17 protein-coding genes are annotated in these 18,440 nt (G+C 71.5%); 16 read left to right on the forward strand and 1 reads right to left on the reverse strand.

What is annotated here, in order from left to right; genetic code table 11:
• The first annotated feature begins 104 nt into the window (after positions 1 to 104).
• Genes AB0K60_RS32010 through aspS form a run of 3 tightly spaced genes read left to right on the forward strand, consistent with a single transcriptional unit; the run spans position 105 to position 3,822 of the window.
• Positions 105 to 809, forward strand: coding sequence for an MBL fold metallo-hydrolase (locus AB0K60_RS32010; protein WP_364063674.1), 705 nt, complete (start codon positions 105 to 107; stop codon positions 807 to 809).
• Complete coding sequence (gene hisS, locus AB0K60_RS32015) at positions 809 to 2,068, forward strand: histidine--tRNA ligase (protein ID WP_364063677.1); 1,260 nt, start codon at positions 809 to 811, stop codon at positions 2,066 to 2,068. Before AB0K60_RS32010 ends, hisS begins: the two co-directional genes overlap by 1 nt.
• On the forward strand, positions 2,065 to 3,822 hold the full coding sequence (gene aspS / locus AB0K60_RS32020) for an aspartate--tRNA ligase (protein ID WP_364063679.1): 1,758 nt from the start codon (positions 2,065 to 2,067) through the stop codon (positions 3,820 to 3,822). Before hisS ends, aspS begins: the two co-directional genes overlap by 4 nt.
• A 132-nt stretch (positions 3,823 to 3,954) precedes the next feature.
• On the opposite strand, the gene AB0K60_RS32025 is transcribed toward aspS, so the two are convergent.
• Positions 3,955 to 4,872: a peptidylprolyl isomerase gene (locus AB0K60_RS32025; RefSeq protein WP_364063682.1), complete on the reverse strand. Its 918-nt coding sequence runs from the start codon at positions 4,870 to 4,872 to the stop codon at positions 3,955 to 3,957.
• 353 nt (positions 4,873 to 5,225) lie between these two features.
• Between AB0K60_RS32025 and AB0K60_RS32030 the strand changes: the two genes are divergently transcribed.
• The 13 genes from AB0K60_RS32030 (at position 5,226) to AB0K60_RS32090 (ending at position 18,410) form a co-directional block, all read left to right on the forward strand.
• Positions 5,226 to 5,753, forward strand: a complete 528-nt coding sequence (locus tag AB0K60_RS32030) for a DUF2231 domain-containing protein (RefSeq protein ID WP_364063685.1) — start codon at positions 5,226 to 5,228, stop codon at positions 5,751 to 5,753.
• Between the two features lie 115 nt (positions 5,754 to 5,868).
• Positions 5,869 to 7,203, forward strand: coding sequence for a replication-associated recombination protein A (locus AB0K60_RS32035; protein WP_364063687.1), 1,335 nt, complete (start codon positions 5,869 to 5,871; stop codon positions 7,201 to 7,203).
• A 4-nt stretch (positions 7,204 to 7,207) separates the two neighbouring features.
• Positions 7,208 to 7,732 carry a DUF948 domain-containing protein gene (locus tag AB0K60_RS32040; RefSeq protein ID WP_364063690.1) on the forward strand — a complete coding sequence of 175 codons (525 nt, stop codon included), beginning with the start codon at positions 7,208 to 7,210 and terminating at the stop codon, positions 7,730 to 7,732.
• On the forward strand, positions 7,729 to 8,097 hold the full coding sequence (locus AB0K60_RS32045; protein ID WP_364063693.1) for a hypothetical protein: 369 nt from the start codon (positions 7,729 to 7,731) through the stop codon (positions 8,095 to 8,097). Before AB0K60_RS32040 ends, AB0K60_RS32045 begins: the two co-directional genes overlap by 4 nt.
• 1 nt (position 8,098) lies before the next feature.
• Positions 8,099 to 10,771, forward strand: coding sequence for an alanine--tRNA ligase (gene alaS / locus AB0K60_RS32050; RefSeq protein ID WP_364063696.1), 2,673 nt, complete (start codon positions 8,099 to 8,101; stop codon positions 10,769 to 10,771).
• Between the two features lie 18 nt (positions 10,772 to 10,789).
• A complete protein-coding gene (gene ruvX, locus AB0K60_RS32055; RefSeq protein WP_364063825.1) occupies positions 10,790 to 11,260 on the forward strand; it encodes a Holliday junction resolvase RuvX in 471 nt (156 codons plus the stop codon).
• 339 nt (positions 11,261 to 11,599) lie between these two features.
• Positions 11,600 to 12,766, forward strand: a complete 1,167-nt coding sequence (gene mltG, locus AB0K60_RS32060; RefSeq protein WP_364063699.1) for an endolytic transglycosylase MltG — start codon at positions 11,600 to 11,602, stop codon at positions 12,764 to 12,766.
• Complete coding sequence (locus tag AB0K60_RS32065) at positions 12,763 to 13,593, forward strand: shikimate dehydrogenase (protein ID WP_364063701.1); 831 nt, start codon at positions 12,763 to 12,765, stop codon at positions 13,591 to 13,593. The genes mltG and AB0K60_RS32065 overlap by 4 nt, the downstream gene beginning before the upstream one ends.
• A gap of 599 nt (positions 13,594 to 14,192) precedes the next feature.
• Positions 14,193 to 14,789: a translation initiation factor IF-3 gene (gene infC / locus AB0K60_RS32070; RefSeq protein WP_364063828.1), complete on the forward strand. Its 597-nt coding sequence runs from the start codon at positions 14,193 to 14,195 to the stop codon at positions 14,787 to 14,789.
• Between the two features lie 178 nt (positions 14,790 to 14,967).
• Entirely contained in the window at positions 14,968 to 15,162 is a 195-nt protein-coding gene (gene rpmI / locus AB0K60_RS32075) for a 50S ribosomal protein L35 (RefSeq protein ID WP_364063703.1), read from the forward strand.
• Positions 15,163 to 15,186: 24 nt separating this feature from the next.
• Complete coding sequence (gene rplT, locus AB0K60_RS32080; protein ID WP_364063706.1) at positions 15,187 to 15,570, forward strand: 50S ribosomal protein L20; 384 nt, start codon at positions 15,187 to 15,189, stop codon at positions 15,568 to 15,570.
• A 722-nt stretch (positions 15,571 to 16,292) separates the two neighbouring features.
• A complete protein-coding gene (locus tag AB0K60_RS32085; protein ID WP_364063709.1) occupies positions 16,293 to 17,162 on the forward strand; it encodes an RNA methyltransferase in 870 nt (289 codons plus the stop codon).
• A gap of 165 nt (positions 17,163 to 17,327) precedes the next feature.
• Positions 17,328 to 18,410, forward strand: a complete 1,083-nt coding sequence (locus tag AB0K60_RS32090) for an ATP-binding protein (RefSeq protein WP_364063711.1) — start codon at positions 17,328 to 17,330, stop codon at positions 18,408 to 18,410.
• Positions 18,411 to 18,440: the final 30 nt, after the last annotated feature.

Raw genomic sequence — 18,440 nt, forward strand, 5'->3', positions numbered from 1 at the left:
GGCCCCGGGGTAATGGTTCGCAGCCTGCCGACGCTCACCGGTACCCTTCGGTTACATTCCCATCCGCTTTCCTTGACGAGATCCATCACACGAGGACCGCTTCCGTGCTCATCGCCGGGTTTCCCGCAGGGTCGTTCCAGGCCAATTGTTACGTCATCGCGCCCGCAGCGGGCGAGGAGTGTGTGATCGTCGATCCCGGGCAGGACGCCGTGCCCGGCCTCGACGACCTGCTTCGCGAGCACCGGCTCAAGCCGGTCGCGGTGCTGCTCACCCACGGTCACATCGACCATATGTGGTCGGTGGTCCCGGTATGCGGGGCGCGTGACATCCCCGCCTGGATCCATCCGGAGGATCGCGAGCTGCTGTCCGACCCGGGCAAGGGCCTGGGGCTCGCGGCCCGGCAGCAGTTGTTCGGCGGCCTGGAGTTCACCGAGCCCGACGACGTGCGCGAGCTCGCCGACGGCGAGATCCTCAAGCTCGCCGGCCTGGAGCTGCGCGTCGACCACGCCCCCGGCCATACCCGGGGGTCGGTGACGTACCTGGCGCCGCCGGGGGAGCACCCCTTCGGAGAGGGGGGCGCGCTGTTCTCCGGGGACCTGCTCTTCGCCGGCTCCATCGGACGCAGCGACCTTCCGGGCGGCGACTACCCGACGATCCTGCGCAGCCTGGCCTCGGTGTGCCTGACGCTGCCGGACGAGACGGTGGTGCTGCCCGGGCACGGACCGGACACGACCATCGGCCGCGAGCGTGCGAGCAACCCCTTCCTGCGGGACCTGACGCCGCCGAGCGGCCCCACCAGGGGATTGTGATGACCTTCCAAGCGCCCAAGGGCGTACCCGAGTATTACCCGCCGCGCTCGGCGATCTTCCAGGCGGCCCGCGAGGCGTTCGCGGCCACCGCCGCCCGCGCCGGCTACTCCTACATCGAGGTGCCCGTCTTCGAGGACACCGCGCTGTTCGCCCGCGGCGTCGGCGAGTCCACCGACGTGGTGACCAAGGAGATGTACACCTTCGCCGACCGCGGCGGCCGATCGGTCACCCTCCGCCCGGAGTTCACCGCCGGCGTCATGCGCTCCACGCTGGAGCACAACCTGCACCAGGGGCAGCTCCCGGTCAAGCTGTGGACGGCGGGGCCCGCGTTCCGCTACGAGCAGCCGCAGGCCGGCCGCTACCGCCAGCTCCAGCAGTTCGACCTGGAGGCGATCGGCACAGAGGACCCGGCGGTCGACGCCGAGACGATCGCGATCGCGTGGGACGGCTACCGGGCCCTCGGCCTCACCCGCGTACGGCTGATGCTGAACTCGCTGGGCTGCAAGGAGTGCCGCCCGCGGTACCGGGCCGCGCTCCAGGAGTTCCTGCGCGGCCTGGACCTGGACGAGGCGACCCGCGAACGCGTCGAGATCAACCCGCTGCGGGTGCTCGACGACAAGCGCCCCGAGGTGCGCGCCCAGGTGGAGAACGCCCCGCTCATCACCGACCACCTGTGCGACTCCTGCCGGGCCCACCACGACCACGTCCGCACCCTGCTGAAGGACCTCGGGATCCCGTGGGAGGACGCCCCCCGCCTCGTACGCGGCCTGGACTACTACACCCGCACCACTTACGAGTTCGACCACCCGCTCCTCGGCGCCCAGTCCGGCATCGGCGGCGGCGGCCGCTACGACGGCCTGTCGGAGGACATCGGCGGCCCGCCGCTGCCCGGCATCGGCTTCGCCGTCGGCCTGGACCGCATCGTCCTCGCCGTCGAGGCCGAGGGCCTGGCGGTGCAGGCGCCGCCCCGGGTGGCGGTGTACGGCGTGCCCATCGGCGAGGAGGCGGCACGCACCATGTTCAAGCTGATCGGCGAGCTGCGCGCGGCCGGCGTCTCCGCCGACATGGCGTTCGGCGCCAAGGGCCTCAAGGGCGCGATGAAGGGCGCCGACCGCTCCGGGGCGAGCCACGCCGTGATCCTCGGCGAGCGAGATATCGCCGCCGGATCCGCCCAGGTGAAGAATCTGGGGACCGGCGAACAGATCGCCGTACCGCTGGCCGAGATCGTCAAGACCCTGAAGGAGAAGCCAACCTCATGATCCGCACGCACGAAGCCGGATCGCTACGCCGGGAACACGCCGGGCAGCGCGTCACGCTCGCCGGCTGGGTGGCCCGCCGCCGGGACCACGGCGGCGTGGTCTTCATCGACCTGCGGGACGCCTCGGGCGTCGCCCAGGTGGTGTTCCGGGAGGAGGACCACGCCCACGACCTGCGCTCGGAGTACTGCGTCAAGGTCGTCGGCGAGGTGCGCACCCGCCCCGCCGGGAACGAGAACCCCGAACTGCCCACCGGCGACATCGAGGTGGTCGCCTCCGAGGTGGAGATCCTCAGCGAGTCGGCGCCGCTGCCGTTCCCCATCGAGGGCGCCGCCGACGTCTCCGAGGAGGTCCGGCTCAAGTACCGCTACCTCGACATCCGCCGCCAGGAGGTGGCGCGGGCGATGCGGATCCGCTCGCAGGCCACCTACCTGGCGCACGAGGTGCTGCGCGAGCACGGCTTCGTCTACGTCGAGACCCCCAACCTCACCCGCTCCACCCCCGAGGGGGCGCGGGACTTCCTCGTGCCGGTGCGGCTGCAGCCGGGCAACTGGTACGCCCTGCCCCAGTCGCCGCAGCTGTTCAAACAGCTGCTCATGGTGTCCGGCCTGGAGCGCTACTACCAGCTCGCCCGCTGCTTCCGCGACGAGGACCTGCGCGCCGACCGGCAGCCGGAGTTCACCCAGATCGACCTTGAGATGTCGTTCGTCGACCAGGACGACGTCATCGCCGTCGGCGAGGCTTTGATCGGCCGCCTCTGGAAGGAGACCGTCGGCTACGAGCTGCCGACGCCGCTGCCGCGCATGAGCTACGCCGAGGCGATGGCCCGCTACGGCTCCGACAAGCCCGACCTGCGCTTCGGCTGCGAGCTCGTCGAGCTCACCGAGTACTTCGCGAACACGCCGTTCCGGGTGTTCCAGGCCGACTACGTGGGGGCCGTCGTCATGCCCGGCGGGGCCTCCCAGACCCGCAAGCAGCTCGACGGGTGGCAGGACTGGGCCAAGTCCCGCGGGGCCCGGGGCCTGGCGTACGTGCTCGTCCAGGAGGACGGCGAGCTCGGCGGCCCGGTCGCCAAGAACCTCTCGGATGCCGAGAAGGCGGGCCTCGCCGAGGCCACGGGCGCGAAGCCGGGCGACGCGATCTTCTTCGCGGCCGGCGCCCCTGCGGCCTCCCGCGACCTGCTCGGCGCGGCCCGGCTGGAGATCGGCCGCCGCTGCGGCCTCATCGACGAGTCCGCCTGGTCGTTCCTGTGGGTCGTGGACGCCCCCATGTTCGAGGAGGACGGCGAGGGCGGCTGGACGCCCGTCCACCACCCGTTCACCGGCCCCAAGCCGGAATGGGCCGACACCTTCCAGGACAACCCCGGCGAGGCCCTGGCGTACGCGTACGACATGGTCTGCAACGGCATGGAGATCGGCGGCGGCTCGATCCGTATCCACCGGGCCGAGATGCAGCAGCGGGTCTTCGACGTGCTCGGCATCTCCAAGGAGGAGGCCGAGGCCAAGTTCGGCTTCCTGCTGGAGGCGTTCAAGTACGGCCCGCCCCCGCACGGCGGCATCGCCTACGGCTGGGACCGCATCTGCATGCTGCTCGCGGGCGGCGAGTCGATCCGGGACGTGATCGCCTTCCCCAAGACCGCCTCCGGCTTCGACCCGCTCACCGGCGCGCCCACGCCGATCACGGCCGCCCAGCGCAAGGAGGCCGGCGTGGACGCCCGTCCGGCCGCCGCCGCGGCCCGTACCGGCGAGTCCGCCTGACGGCTCTGTGAGGCGCCGATACCTCTTGCCGGGGGTATCGGTGTAAAAGGGTTCAGATGCGACGTGAGGGCCGCCCGGCGGTCGCCGGACGGCCCTCGGGATCTCGCGTGCGCGGCCGCGGCCCGCGCCCGGTCACCGCAGCACGACCGTCTTGACCTCGACCCTCATCTTCGGCGCGGTGGCGCCGCCCTCGGTGCTGGTGATGTCGCCCTCGTTGATGAGCACGCCGCCCTTGGACACCTTGTCGATGATGTCCATGCCCTTGGAGATCATGCCGAACGCCGTGTACGTGCCGCCCAGCGCCGCGAGCTGCGTGTTGTCGTTGTGGTAGGAGATGGCGAACTGGCTGCCGTTGGCGTTCTTGTCCTCCATGCCCTGCGCCATGAACACCACGCCGCGCCGGTAGTCGCTGCCGCCCGGGTTCTCATCGTCGAACAGGTAGCCCGGCCCGCCCGTGCCGTCGGTCGGGTTCTTCCCGTCGCCCTTGGCCTGCGGGTCGCCGCACTGCAGCAGTCCCAGGCCGGCGGTGTCGGGGGTGGCCAGCCGGTGGCACACGGTGTTGTCGAAGAAGTGCTTCTTGGCCAGGAAGTTGAACGAGTTGACCGTGCACGGCGCCTTGTCGGTGAACAGGTCGATCACGATGTCGCCGAGGTTGGTCTTGATCGTCATGGTCTTGAGGGCGAGCACCGCCTTGCCGACCCGCGCGGGGGGCCGTCCGACGTTCTTGGCGGGGGCGCCGCTGTCGTCGTCGCGGTACTTGCAGGTGATCGGGCCGGCCTTGGCCGGCCCGCTCGACGAGGGCGACGCGGAAACCGTCGCCGGCGCGGACGCGGAGGCCGAGGCGGAGGGGTCGGCGGCGGCGGTGGCGTCGCCGTCGCCGCCACCGCCGAGCAGGGCGGTCGCCGCGATGATGCCGCCGATGACCACGACCGCGCCGACGCCGATGCCGACGGCGACGTTCCGCTTCGCCCTGGCCTCCTGCTCGGCACGCCTGGCCTGACGTTCGGCGTGCTCCCGTGCCAACTGCTCCCGGCGGTCCGTGTCGGTCACCGCTTAGTCCTTCCGTTGTGCTGGGTGGGCGCGATCCCGTTTCGATGGCGCGTGCTGCTCACAGCGCTCCGGCGCGCACCGGGCCGCGTGCCGTGGGGGTCGCGTCCGCCCGTCCCGTCTGCTCGCCAAATCTAGCGGTCATCATGCTGTGCTGCGTGTCATGTCGGCATAAGACGCCCCCCTTGGCGTACCTGTCACTGTTGAGGTCTGTGCTGCTGAAGGGGCGGGAACCGGCCCGGCCGGGGTCCTCAGAACTTTCTCAGATCCTTCAGGTCTCTCTCAGATGCTTCTGAGACCCTCCACGGCAGTCAGTGCGTCCCAGACACGACCAACGTCCTCACGGAGAGTCGATCATGTTCGAGATCCTGGGTCTGCCGGCCCACCCGCTGATCATTCACGCCGCCGTCGTGTTCATCCCGCTGCTGGCGATCGTGTCGGTCGGCTACGCCGTCCTGCCGGGCTGGCGTGCCCGGCTCGGCTGGGCCGTCGTCGCGCTCGGCATCGCCGGGCCGCTCTCCGCGATCGCCGCGCGGGCCAGCGGCCTGGCGCTGGTGGACGAGCTCTTCGGCGGCGAGTACCCCGAAGGCGTCCTCGGGCAGCGGGTGGAGGAGCACGCCGGCCTCGCCACGCCCCTGACGATCGTCGCGGTCGCCCTCGGCGTGGTGGCGCTGCTGCTGGTCTACTTCGCCAGGCGGGCCGGCTCCGCGGCCCAGGAGCCCGCCGGCGGGGCCGGGCAGCGGGCCACGGCCGTCAAGACCAGCGCGGGCAACACCACGGTGACCATGGTGCTGTCGGTGGTGACGATCGTGCTCGCCCTCGCCGCGCTCTACTTCGTGGTCCGCACCGGCCACTCCGGCGCCACGGCCGTATGGGGCAAGTGACGGTGAGGAAGTGACGAGGGGCAAGTGACGCGTGGGTAAGTGACGCGTGGGTAAGTGACGCGTGGGTAAGTGACGGGGACGGGCGGGCCCGCCGCCGGGCGGTAATGTCGGCGGTGTGGAGAGCCTGTTCGATTCGGCCGCCGAGGAGGCGCATAAGGCGCAGGAGCCGCTCGCGGTGCGGATGCGCCCGCGCACCCTCGACGAGGTGATCGGCCAGCGGCACCTGCTCGGCCCCGGCACGCCGCTGCGGCGGCTGGTGGAGAGCGAGGCCCCCATGTCGCTGTTCCTGTGGGGGCCTCCCGGCACCGGCAAGACCACGCTCGCCTACGTGGTCTCCAACGTCACCCGGCGGCGCTTCGTGGAGATCTCCGCGGTCTCCGCCGGGGTCAAGGACGTACGGGCCGCGATCGAGGCCGCGCGGCGCGAGCTCGGCCTCTCCGGCCGCCAGACCGTGCTCTTCGTCGACGAGGTGCACCGGTTCAACAAGGCGCAGCAGGACGCGCTGCTGCCGGCCGTGGAGAACCGGTGGGTCACCTTCATCGGCGCCACCACCGAAAACCCGTACTTCTCGGTCATCTCCCCGCTGCTGTCGCGCTCGCTGCTGCTCACCCTGGAGCCGCTGTCCGACGCCGACGTCCGCGCGGTCCTGGAGCGCGCCCTGCGCGACGAGCGCGGCCTCGGCGGCCGGGTACGGCTCGCCCCCGAGGCCGCCGAGCACCTGATCCGCCTCGCCGGCGGCGACGCCCGGCGCTCGCTCACCTACCTGGAGGCCGCGGCGCTGCTGGTCGGCGGCGAGGGCGCCGAGATCACCGTCGAGGTGGTGGAGAAGGCCGCCGACAAGGCCGCCGTGCGCTACGACCGGCAGGGCGACCAGCACTACGACGTGGTGAGCGCGTTCATCAAGAGCATGCGCGGCTCGGACGCCGACGCCGCGCTGCACTACCTGGCCCGCATGGTCGAGGCGGGGGAGGACCCCCGGTTCATCGCCCGCCGCATCGTCATCTTCGCCTCCGAGGACGTCGGCATGGCCGACCCGACCTGCCTGCAGACGGCGGTCGCCGCGGCCCAGGCGGTGGACTTCATCGGCCTGCCCGAGGGGGCCATCAACCTCGCCCACGCCGTCATCCACTGCGCCCTCGCGCCCAAGTCCAACGCCGTCGTCAAGGCGATCGGGGCCGCACAGGCCGACGTACGGCGGGGCCTGATCGGCCAGGTCCCCGCCCACCTGCGCGACGCGCACTACCCGGGGGCCGCCAAGCTCGGCCACGGCGAGCGCTACCGCTACCCGCACGACTTCGAGCACGGCCTGGTCCGCCAGGAGTACGCCCCGCAGGAGGTGCGCGACCGGCGCTACTACGAGCCCACCCGGCACGGCGCCGAGGCCCCGCTCGCCGACCGCTGGGCGAAGATCCGTGACTTCCTGCGCGGACGACGGCCCGAGGCACGGTAAGGTCGTGCCATTCTCACCTGATCCGGGCCGCGCCGCCGCCGGACGGCCCGGCGGGTGCGAGGCGAGGGCGGACGCATCCGGCACCTGCGGCCGGGTCACCGCCAAGGCCACCTACGAGGGCCACCTACGAGGGCCAGCCACGAGGGCCACCTACGAGGGGACGGAACCGCACATGCTTACCGCGGGAGAGGTCGCGGGCCTGATCGTCGCGATGTTCTGGGCGATCCTGGTCTGCTTTCTTGCCATGGTGCTGGTGAAGCTGGCGCGGCTGCTGGTCGAGACCACCAAGATGGTCTCCGAGCTGAGCGACCGGGTCGTGCCGCTCCTCGACGACGTCACCGTGACCATCGGCGAGACCAACCGGCAACTGGTCACCGTGGAGGCCATCGCCGGTAACGTAAAAGAGGTGAGTGACCACGCGGCCAAGGTCTCGCGGGTCGCCTCCGGCCTGGTGACGGGCTCCTTCGTGAAGGCGTCGGCCTTCCGGTACGGCGTGCGCCGCGCCCTCGAGGGGCGGCGGCGCTCGTGATCCGGCGGCTGTTCTACTTCTGGCTGGGCTTCCTCACCGCCGTCTGGGCGATGCGCAGGATCCGCGCGCTGCACCCCGACCACGTCGCCCGGCGGGCCGTCACCGCGGCCGCGGGCACCGGCGTGGCGCTGCGCGAGTTCGCCGCCGACGTGCGTCGCCTCACCGCGAGCAGGGAAATCGAGTTGCGGGCCCGGTACGGGCTCGACACCGTGGAGGACAGGCCCATGCTGGAGGACCGGCGCCCGGTGCCGCTTCGCCGTACCCGGGCCCTGGAATCCGGCGTACCACGCCACGGCACCACCAACCACATCGAGACCCACAGCGAAACCCACATCGAGACCCACGACGAAAAGGACGGCCGCTGAAATGGAGTCGGCAGAGATCGCCCGCCGCTTCCTGCGCTACTTCGAGCAGCGCGGGCACACCGTCGTGCCCTCGGCCAGCCTGATCGCCGAGGACCCGACGCTGCTGCTGGTCAACGCGGGCATGGTGCCCTTCAAGCCCTACTTCCTCGGCCAGCGCAAGCCGCCGTACCCGCGCGCGGCGAGCGCGCAGAAGGTGGTGCGCACCAACGACATCGACGAGGTCGGCAAGACCACGCGGCACGCCAGCTTCTTCCAGATGCTCGGCAACTTCTCCTTCGGCGACTACTTCAAGGAGAAGGCGATCCCGTACGCCTGGGAACTGCTCACCATGCCCGAGTCCGAGGGCGGCTTCGGCTTCCCCGAGGAGCGCATGTGGGTCACGGTCTACCTCGACGACGACGAGTCGGTGGAGATCTGGCACAAGACCGTCGGCATCCCGATGGAGCGCATCCAGCGGCGCGGCATGGCCGACAACTTCTGGTCGATGGGCGTGCCCGGCCCGTGCGGCCCGTGCACCGAGATCTACTACGACCGGGGTCCCGAGTACGGCGCCGAGGGCGGCCCGATCGCCGACGAGAACCGCTACCTCGAAGTGTGGAACAACGTGTTCATGCAGTTCGAGCGCGGTGAGGGCGGCATCAAGGAGGGCTACCCGATCCTCGGCGAGCTGCCGGCCAAGAGCGTGGACACCGGCATGGGCCTGGAGCGCATGGCGGCGATCCTGCAGGGCGTCGACAACATCTACGAGATCGACACCACGTACAAGATTCTCGACCGGGCGGCGGAGCTGACCCGCTCCCGCTACGGCCGCGACCCGCGCGCCGACGTGTCGCTGCGGGTGATCGCCGACCACATGCGCGCGGGCGTGATGCTCGTCGCCGACGGCGTGATCCCGTCCAACGAGGGCCGGGGCTACGTGCTGCGCCGCATCCTGCGCCGCACGATCCGCAACCTGCGGCTGCTCGGCTCGGGCGAGGAGCGCTACATGCACGAGCTGACCGACGTCACCATCGGCGTGATGTCGGACCAGTACGCCGAGCTGAAGGCGGACGCGGCGCACATCCACACGGTGATCGACGCCGAGGAGGAGTCGTTCCTCGGCACGCTGCGCACCGGCACCGCGATCTTCGACGCGGCGGTGGAGGAGACCAAGCGCCGCAAGCAGGGCACGCTCTCCGGCGAGCAGGCGTTCCAGCTGCACGACACCTACGGCTTCCCGATCGACCTCACCCTGGAGATGGCGGCCGAGCAGGGCCTGCAGGTCGACGAGGAGGGCTTCCGCCGCCTGATGAAGGAGCAGCGGGAGCGCGCCAAGGCGGACGCGGCGGCGAAGAAGACCGGCAACGCCGACATCTCGGTGTTCGGCGAGATCCTGGAGAAGGCCGGCAAGGTCGACTTCCTCGGCTACGACCAGACCACCGCAGAGGCGAGCGTCGTCGGCCTGCTCGTCGGCGGCGTGTCGGTCCCGGCGGCGGGCACGGGCGCCGCGATCGAGGTCGTGCTCGACCGCACCCCGTTCTACGCCGAGGGCGGCGGCCAGCTCGCCGACCAGGGCGTGATCCGCACCGCGGGCGCGGAGGTGGAGGTCCACGACGTGCAGCAGCCGGTGCCCGGCGTCATCGTGCACCGGGGCACCGTGCGCGCGGGCGAGGTGCTCGTCGGCGACCAGGCGCACGCCGAGATCGACATCGAGCGGCGGCGCGCGATCTCCCGCAGCCACACCGCGACCCACCTGGTGCACCGCGGCTTCCGCAACTTCCTCGGCGAGAGCGCGGCGCAGGCCGGCTCGGAGAACTCCCCGGGCCGCTTCCGCTTCGACTTCACCGCCTCCGGCGCGGTGTCGCCCAGCGTGCTGCGCGAGGTCGAGGACCAGGTCAACTCGGTGCTCATCCAGGACCTGACGGTCAACGCCTTCCACACCTCGCTGGAGGAGGCGCGGGCGATGGGCGCGCTGGCCCTGTTCGGCGAGAAGTACGGCGACGAGGTGCGCATCGTCGAGGTCGGCGACTACTCGCGCGAGCTGTGCGGCGGCACCCACGTGGCGAGCTCGGGCCAGCTCGGCCTGATCAAGGTCCTCACCGAGTCCTCGATCGGCGCCGGCGTGCGCCGCGTCGAGGCGCTGGTCGGCCTGGACGCCTTCCGCTTCCTGGCCCGCGAGAGTGTGCTCGTCTCCCAGCTCTCCGACCAGCTCAAGGCCCGCCCCGAGGAGCTGCCCGAGCGCGTCGAGGGCATCGTGAGCCGGCTGCGCGCGGCGGAGAAGGAGCTGGAGCGGCTGCGCTCGGCCCAGGTCCTCGCGGCGGCGGGCGAGCTCGCGGCGAACGCCCGCGACCTCGGCGGGGTCTCGCTCGTCGCGCACCGCGCGCCCGACGGCACCACCGCCGACGACCTGCGCAGGCTCGCGCTCGACGTGCGCGGCAGGTTCCCCGCCGACCGGGCGGCGGTCGTGGTGATCGCCGGCGTCCCGGCGGACCGGCCGGTGGTCGTCGCCGCGGTGAACCCCGCCGGGGTCGAGCGCGGCCTGAAGGCCGGTCGGCTCGTCGGCGTGGCCGCCAAGGCGCTCGGCGGCGGCGGTGGCGGCAAGGACGACGTCGCCCAGGGCGGCGGCTCCCGCCCCGAGGCGATCGGCGAGGCGCTCGGCGCGGTCGAGGCCGCGGCGCGCGAGATCCTCGGCTGAGCCCCCTCCGGGTACGTGATGAGATCCGGCGTACGGCTCGGCATCGACGTCGGCACGGTCCGCGTCGGCGTGGCGCGCAGCGACCCCGCGGGGCTGCTCGCCACGCCGGTCGAGACCGTACGGCGCGGCAAGGGCGACCTGGCCCGCATCGCGGCGGTCGCGGCCGAACACGAGGCGGCCGAGATCGTGGTCGGCCTGCCCACCTCCCTGTCGGGCCGGGAGGGCGCCGCCGCGTCGGCCGCCCGCGAGTTCGCCGCCCGGCTGGCGGCCCGGCTGGCCCCGCTGCCGGTGCGGCTGTACGACGAGCGGCTCACCACCGTCACGGCCCAGCAGCGGCTGTCCGCGGGCGGCGTACGCGGGAGGAGGCAGCGCGAGGTGGTCGACCAGATGGCCGCGGTCGTCCTGTTGCAGGCCGCCCTGGACGCCGAACGCGCCTCGGGCCGCCCGCCGGGCCTGCTGGTCACGCCTCCCGGCTCCCGGCCCGCGTGAGGGAAGTGCGAGGGAAGCGTGCGGGAATTGGCCGGTCTTGGCTGAGTCGGGCCGCCTATCTGGGCAAACACCGGCGACGCCGAGGCTCCAGGGCGTACACTCGTGGAATTCCCTAATGAAGCGAGTGAGTTCGTGGGATTTCGGGAACAGACGTACAGGTGCCCCAGGTCGGCCAGATGACCAGGGGAATCATCGACGTTCCCGCGCGGGCGATAACGCATATATGGAGCAACGTCCGGTTTTCAAGGGCGGTTCACCCTCCGCCGTCGCAACCCCGACGAGTTCGGCACTTCCGCTTGACGCCGGACGGGTAATGCGGGGAGATTGGCCAGCGCACCTATGAACGATCTCGATATGGACGCCCTGCTCGGCTCCGAGGACGACGACGGGTCGTACCGGCGCCGCGCCAGCGGACCGTCAAGAAGCGCCAGAAGCCGCAGCCGCCGTCGTCGACGCCGCAACCGGCGCAAGGGATTCGCGGCCTCCGTGTTCGCCATCGTCATCGTCCTCGGCATCCTGGGCGGAGGCGGCTACTACGGCTACCGGTGGCTCAACGACGTCCTCGTCCCCGACGACTACACCGGCCGGGGCAGCGGGGAGGTGACCATCGAGATCAAGGAGGGCCAGAGCGCCACCGAGATCGCCCAGACCCTGGTGGAGGAGGACGTGGTCAAGAGCGCCCGCGCCTTCACCGACGCGGCGAGCGCCGCGGGCAAGATCGGATCGCTGCAGCCCGGCGTGTACAAGCTGCGCAAGCAGATGGCCGCGGAGTACGCCGTCGAGGCGCTCGACCCGAAGCACCGCCTGCGCACGACGATCACGATCCCCGAGGGCCTGCGCCTGTCCCAGGTGCTCGAGCGGCTGGCCACCGCGACCGGCCGACCCGTGGAGGAGTTCGAGCGGGCCGCCAAGCGCCGCAAGGACATCGGCCTGCCCTCCTACGCCAAGGCCCTGGAGGGGTACGCCTTCCCGGCCACCTACGAGATCCCCCCGAACAAGACCCCCAAGGACATCCTCACCGACATGGTGGGACGCTTCGAGGTCGCCGCCGAGAAGGCCGACCTGGTCGAAGGGGCCAAGGAGCGCGGCCTGACGCCGAATCAGGTCATCACGCTGGCGAGCATCGTGCAGGCCGAGTCCGGGAAGAAGAGCGACATGGCCAAGATCGCCCGCGTCCTCTACAACCGCCTCAACCGCACCCCACCGATGATGCTGCAGATGGACAGCGCGGTGCTGTACGGCGTGGGCAAGTTCGGCCTGCACGCCAGCGCGGCCGACCGCGCCAGCGACTCGCCGTACAACACCTACCGGCGGCTGGGCCTGCCCCCGGGCCCGATCTGCAACCCGGGCGACGACGCGATCGAGGCCGCGCTCAACCCGGCGAAGGGGAACTGGCTGTTCTTCGTCACCACCGACCCGAAGAACAAGATCACCAAGTTCGCCGAGACGCAGGCCGAGCACGACCGCAACGTCGCCGAGTACAACCGCAACCGGGCGGGCGGATGAGCGGGCGCACGCGGCGGGCGGCCGTGCTCGGCTCTCCGGTCGCCCACTCGCTCTCGCCGGTGCTGCACCGGGCCGCGTACGCCGCGCTCGGCCTGACGGACTGGCGCTACGACCGGTACGAGGTCGATGAGGGCGGGCTGGCCGCCTTCCTGGACGGCCTCGACGCCGACTGGGCCGGGCTCTCGCTCACGATGCCGCTGAAGAAGGCCGTCCTGCCGCTGCTCGACACCGTCTCCCCGCTCGCCGCCCGGGTCGGCGGGGCGAACACGGTCGTGCTGCGGGACGGCGCGCGGCACGGCGACAACACCGACGTGTACGGCATCGTGGCGGCGCTGCGCGAGGCCGGGGTGCGCACGCCGGCCTCGGCGGCGATCATCGGCGGCGGCGCCACCGCGGCCTCGGCCGTCGCCGCGCTGCCCGAGCTGGGCCTGGACAAGGCGGATCTGGTGGTACGCGACCCGGCGCGGGCCGGCGACGTGCGGGAGGCCGCGCGGCGGTTCGGCGTGGGGCTGGCGGTGCGGACGCTCGACCGGTACGTCCCGGACGCCGACCTGGTGATCTGCACGCTGCCCTCGGGCGCGGCCGATCCGCTCGCGCCCAGGCTGGCCGGGGTCCCGGCCCTGCTCGACGTCGTCTACGCGCCCTGGCCGACGGTGCTGGGCCGTAGGGTGGCCGAGGGCGGGGGCGTGGTCGTCGGCGGCCTGGCGATGCTCCTGCACCAGGCCGTCCGGCAGGTCGAGCTCATGACCGGCCGCGCGGACGTGCCGGTGGAGGCGATGCGCGCCGCCGGGGAGGCCGAGCTCGCCCGCCGCGCCGAGTCCCACTGAGCGAGTCCCACTGAATCTGTGGGAAATTGCCGGGTTCACCCTGCGGGGGAATCGCTTTCCTGATATGGCCTTTTCGGTCGAAACGGTATGATTCGTCCGCAGCCCGCATCGGCGGACGGCAGGAGAGACGCCGCTTCCCTCGGGAAGCGGAGGAGGCACGATCACCGAGGTTCGCGAGGACCTCGCACAGGTCGCCTGAGACCTGCGAGGGGTTGCGTCGGGGGCCCGCCGAGGCCCCGGGCGAGTGCCCTGGTCGCGAGCCCGAATCGTGACCGGTGCGCGAACACGGATGATTCGGCGGTCGCGCGTTGTTGTGGTAGTGTGACTGCTTGATCGGTCCGGCATGCCTGCCGGATGCGCAAGCGGAGGTCCTCCTCCCACCTGGCCCGCTGAAAGGCGGGCGGGTCAAGGATCACACCGAACCGGCCGGCCCGAAGGCGACGAGGGCAAGGCCGATCGGGAGAGCTCCGGTCCGTGAGCTCGGTGGCCCCGCATGCGCGACGTGCGGGGCTTTTCGCTTCCGCGGGAGGTTCCCGGCACGATCATGCAGGTGGCGGCCGTCCGAGGGGGCGGCCGACAAGCGCAACCTAGGAGGTCCCATCAGCGCCGAGCTCCGCATCAACGACCGCATCCGTGTGCCGGAGGTACGCCTCGTCGGCCCCAACGGCGAGCAGGTCGGCATCGTCTCCATCGGCGATGCGTTGAAGCTGGCCCAGGAGGCCGACCTCGACCTCGTGGAGGTCGCGGCCACCGCCCGGCCGCCCGTATGCAAGCTCATGGACTACGGCAAGTACAAGTACGAGTCGGCCATGAAGGCACGCGAGGCGCGTCGAAACCAGGCACATACGATCATCAAGGAGATCAAACTCCGACCGAAGATCGACCCGCACGACTACGAGACCAAAAAGGGTCACGTCGTGCGCTTCCTGAAGGCGGGGGATAAGGTCAAGGTCACCATCATGTTCCGCGGGCGCGAGCAGTCCCGTCCGGAGCTGGGATTCCGGCTCCTGCAGCGGCTCGCCGAGGACGTCACGGATCTGGGCTTCGTGGAGTCCCAGCCGAAGCAGGACGGGCGTAACATGATCATGGTGATCGGGCCGCACAAGAAGAAGGCCGAGGCCAAGGCCGAGCGGGCGGCGGCACGCGCGCGACGCGGCGACAACGTGGCGGAGCCGGAGCCGGCGCCGCACGAGTAGCCGCGCCGAGGTGGAGCGGGCCGCCTGAGCGGAGCGTCCGCCGGGCGGCCCGATAGGACAGAGCCGGGACCGGGCAGAGGCCCCGCCCCTTCGCGGGCGCGGGCGATGGATGTGTGCCGCCTTCGACCGGGTGGCATCTGCCCGGTCATCGGCACGACGAACGAGGGAGAGACGGCTAATGCCGAAGATGAAGACGCACAGCGGCACGAAGAAGAGGTTCCGGCTGACCGGTTCCGGCAAGATCGTGCGCCGCCGCGCCAACCGCGCCCACTACAACGAGCACAAGTCGTCGACGGTGACGCGTCGTCTCAAGTCCGAAGTCGTGATCGCCGACGCCGACGTCAAGCGCGTCAAGAAGCTGCTCGCGAAGTAACCAACCCCGGGGAGACTGATAGACATGGCACGCGTGAAGAGGGCGCTCAACGCCAAGAAGAAGCGCAGGGTCGTTCTCGAGCGGGCGAAGGGCTACCGGGGCCAGCGGTCACGGCTCTACCGCAAGGCCAAGGAGCAGATGCTCCACTCGATGACGTACGCCTACCGCGACCGCAAGGACAAGAAGGGCGCCTTCCGGCGTCTGTGGATCCAGCGAATCAACGCCGCGGCCAGGCAGAACGGCATCACCTACAACCGTTTCATCCAGGGTCTGCGGCTCGCGGGCATCGAGGTCGACCGCAAGATCCTCGCCGACCTGGCGGTGACGGACGCCCCGGCCTTCGCCGTACTGGTCGAGGCCGCGCGCAAGGCGCTGCCCGCCGACGTGAACGCCCCGGTGGCCGGCTGACCGGTCCCACGGGCCCATCGGCCCCGGCGAGGGACCGCGGGTCCGCCCCGCGGGGAATCGCCTACCCGATCTAGATTCTTGGGCGCAGACCCCCGGCTTTGGCCGTGGGGTCAGCCCATCCCTCCAAACTTCCGGTCATCAGACCTAAGACACCCGCAGGGCTTGCGGTGACAGGGCGTGGAGACCTCCCCGATGGGCGGCGGTCCGCGAAGCGCCAACCAGCCGTCACGGTCGCGCCGGCCGCAGATCGGCCACGGGAGTCCCCCGCCTTCGGGCGTGGGGAGGGAGTCACCAGGTCTTGTGTTCCGAACGGGCAGGGCTTGTCCGTCGCCTCCCTCAGCGGAGGAAGGCGAGAACCCGTTTCCCCCGGGAAGCGGAGGAGTCACGCGTCCGACCGTCCACCTTGGCGGCCCGCCCGCATCGAGGTGGACGGTTTGCGTTCGGCCCGGATGCCCGATCCCCCAGGGGAGCCGGTTCCGGGGCGAAGGACGAGGGGTGGTCACACGCGCCGATCCGTGTGCCCGCGGCATGAGATTTTCAGCGCGGGAGCCGGGCGCTTCACCGGCGGGCGGCCCTCCGGCGGCGGCGTACCCAGCACTCGGCCGCCACCCGACCGCGGTTCGGCGTCATTCGGGGGCGATGCAAAGGCGATTCGCGCGTTTGGTGCCACGGACGGGATGCCGACCCGGTACTTTTCGGTATGAACGTGACGGGGGGGTCGAATGGCTGCCGTGCCGGAACTGACGAACATCAGGTCGCCGCGCGTGAAGGCGGCCCGGCGGCTGGCGAAGCGGGCATTCCGGGAGCGGGATCGCGCGTTCCTCGCCGAGGGGCCGCAGGCCGTACGCGAGGCGATGGCGCTGGACGGCGTCGTCACCGAGCTGTTCGTGACCGCCGAGGCGCGGGCGCGGCACGCCGCCATCATCGAGGACGCCCTGCGGGCGGGCGTACCGGTGCACGCCGTCAGCGGCGAGGTGATGGCGGAGCTGGCGCAGACCGTCACCCCCCAGGGATTGCTCGCGGTGTGCCGGTTCGTGCACGTGCCGCTCGACGAGGCGGTCGCCCCGGGCGCGCGGCTGGTCGCCGTCATGGCCCACGTACGCGACCCGGGCAACGCCGGCACCGTGCTGCGCACGGCGGACGCGGCCGGAGCGGACGCGGTCGTGTTCACCGACGCCTCGGTGGACCCCTACAACGGCAAATGCGTGCGGGCCGGCGCCGGAAGCCTGTTCCACCTGCCCGTCGCGACCGGTGTGAACATCGGGGACGCCGTGAAGCGCCTGCGCGAGACCGGCCTGCGCGTGCTCGCCGCCGACGGCGCGGGCGAGGCGACGCTCGACGACGTGGACCTCACCCGGCCCGCCGGATGGATCTTCGGCAACGAGGCCTGGGGCCTGCCCGAGGACATCCTCGCCCTCGCCGACGAGGTGGTGCGCGTGCCCATCTACGGCCGCGCCGAAAGCCTCAACCTCGCCACCGCCGCGGCCGTGTGCCTGTACGCCTCCGCACGGGCGATCCGCCAAAGCCCGTCGTCACCTCCCTCGTCGTTACCCCCGTCGTTACCCCCATCGTTACCCACCGCGCGGGCGTGACGGTCGCCACAGTGGGCGGCCAAGCCCGGGGCGGCGCGGAGACGGCTTCGCCCGCCGCCCACCAGGCGATGATGTCTCCTTTGGCCCATGCCGCCGGAGAAGTGAGGCTGCCACTGGGCCCGGGAAACCCGCTATTGTCGGCGTTGTAGCGGCGAGGAGGCGGTTGTGCACGGCGAAGGGACCCATCAGCCGGACGCTGATGCGGTAGGTGCGATACCGGTCGACGAACTACCCGACGGACTGGTCGTGACCGGCCCCGACGGGCAGATCGTCGTCCTCAACCGGGCGGCCGAACGGCTGACCGGGGTCTGCGCCGCGTCGGCGATCGGCCGGCCCATCGCCGACGTGCTCCCGTTCCGCGACGCCGACGGACGCGAGTGGTGGAAGTGGCTGGACCCGCACGGCGGCCTGCGCATCCGCACCCGCCAGCCGGAGCGCCCGCTGCACCTGCCCGGCGGCCAGGAGATGCTCGTCGCGGCGCGGTTCGTGCGCGAGCCCGCCCGCTGCGGCGACGTCGTCAAGGTCGTCGTCACCCTGCGCGACGCCGCCGCCCGCGCCCGGCTGGAACGCAGCCGGGCCGACCTGGTCTCCACCGTCGCGCACGAGCTGCGCTCCCCGCTGACGAGCGTCAAGGGCTTCACCGCGACCCTGCTGGCCAAGTGGGACCGGCTCACCGACGACCAGAAGCGTGTCATGCTGGAGACGGTGAACTCCGACGCCGACCGCGTCACCCGGCTCATCACCGAACTGCTGGACGTGTCCCGCATCGAGTCCGGCCGACTGGAGATCCACCGGCAGATCGTCGACCTGCCCGCGCGGGCCCGCCGCCTCATCGCGGGGCGGGTCGCCTCGGGCGAGCCCGAGGACCGGTTCCGCCTGGTGGTGCGCGGCGAACTGCCCGAGACGTGGCTCGACCAGGACAAGATCGACCAGATTCTCGGCAACCTGCTGGAAAACGCGGTGCGCCACGGGCGCGGTACGGTCACCATAGAGATGGAGCCCATCGAATGGGGAGTGGCCGTGTCCGTGCGCGATCAAGGTGAGGGTGTCGCACCCGAGCTCGCCGCGCGCGTGTTCCGGCAGTTCTGGCGCGGCAACAGCCGCCGCCGGGGCGGCACGGGCCTGGGCCTGTTCATCGTCAAGGGCCTGGTCGAGGCCCACGGCGGCACGATCACCGTGCAGCAGGCGCCCGGCGGCGGGGCCGAGTTTCGATTTACCATGCCCACCGGGGCACCTGAATTCGCGTGATCGTCGATCGTCCGATCATCGACGACGCGG

Origin of the sequence: Thermopolyspora sp. NPDC052614, assembly GCF_040678635.1 — a bacterium.
Classification (GTDB): domain Bacteria; phylum Actinomycetota; class Actinomycetes; order Streptosporangiales; family Streptosporangiaceae; genus Thermopolyspora.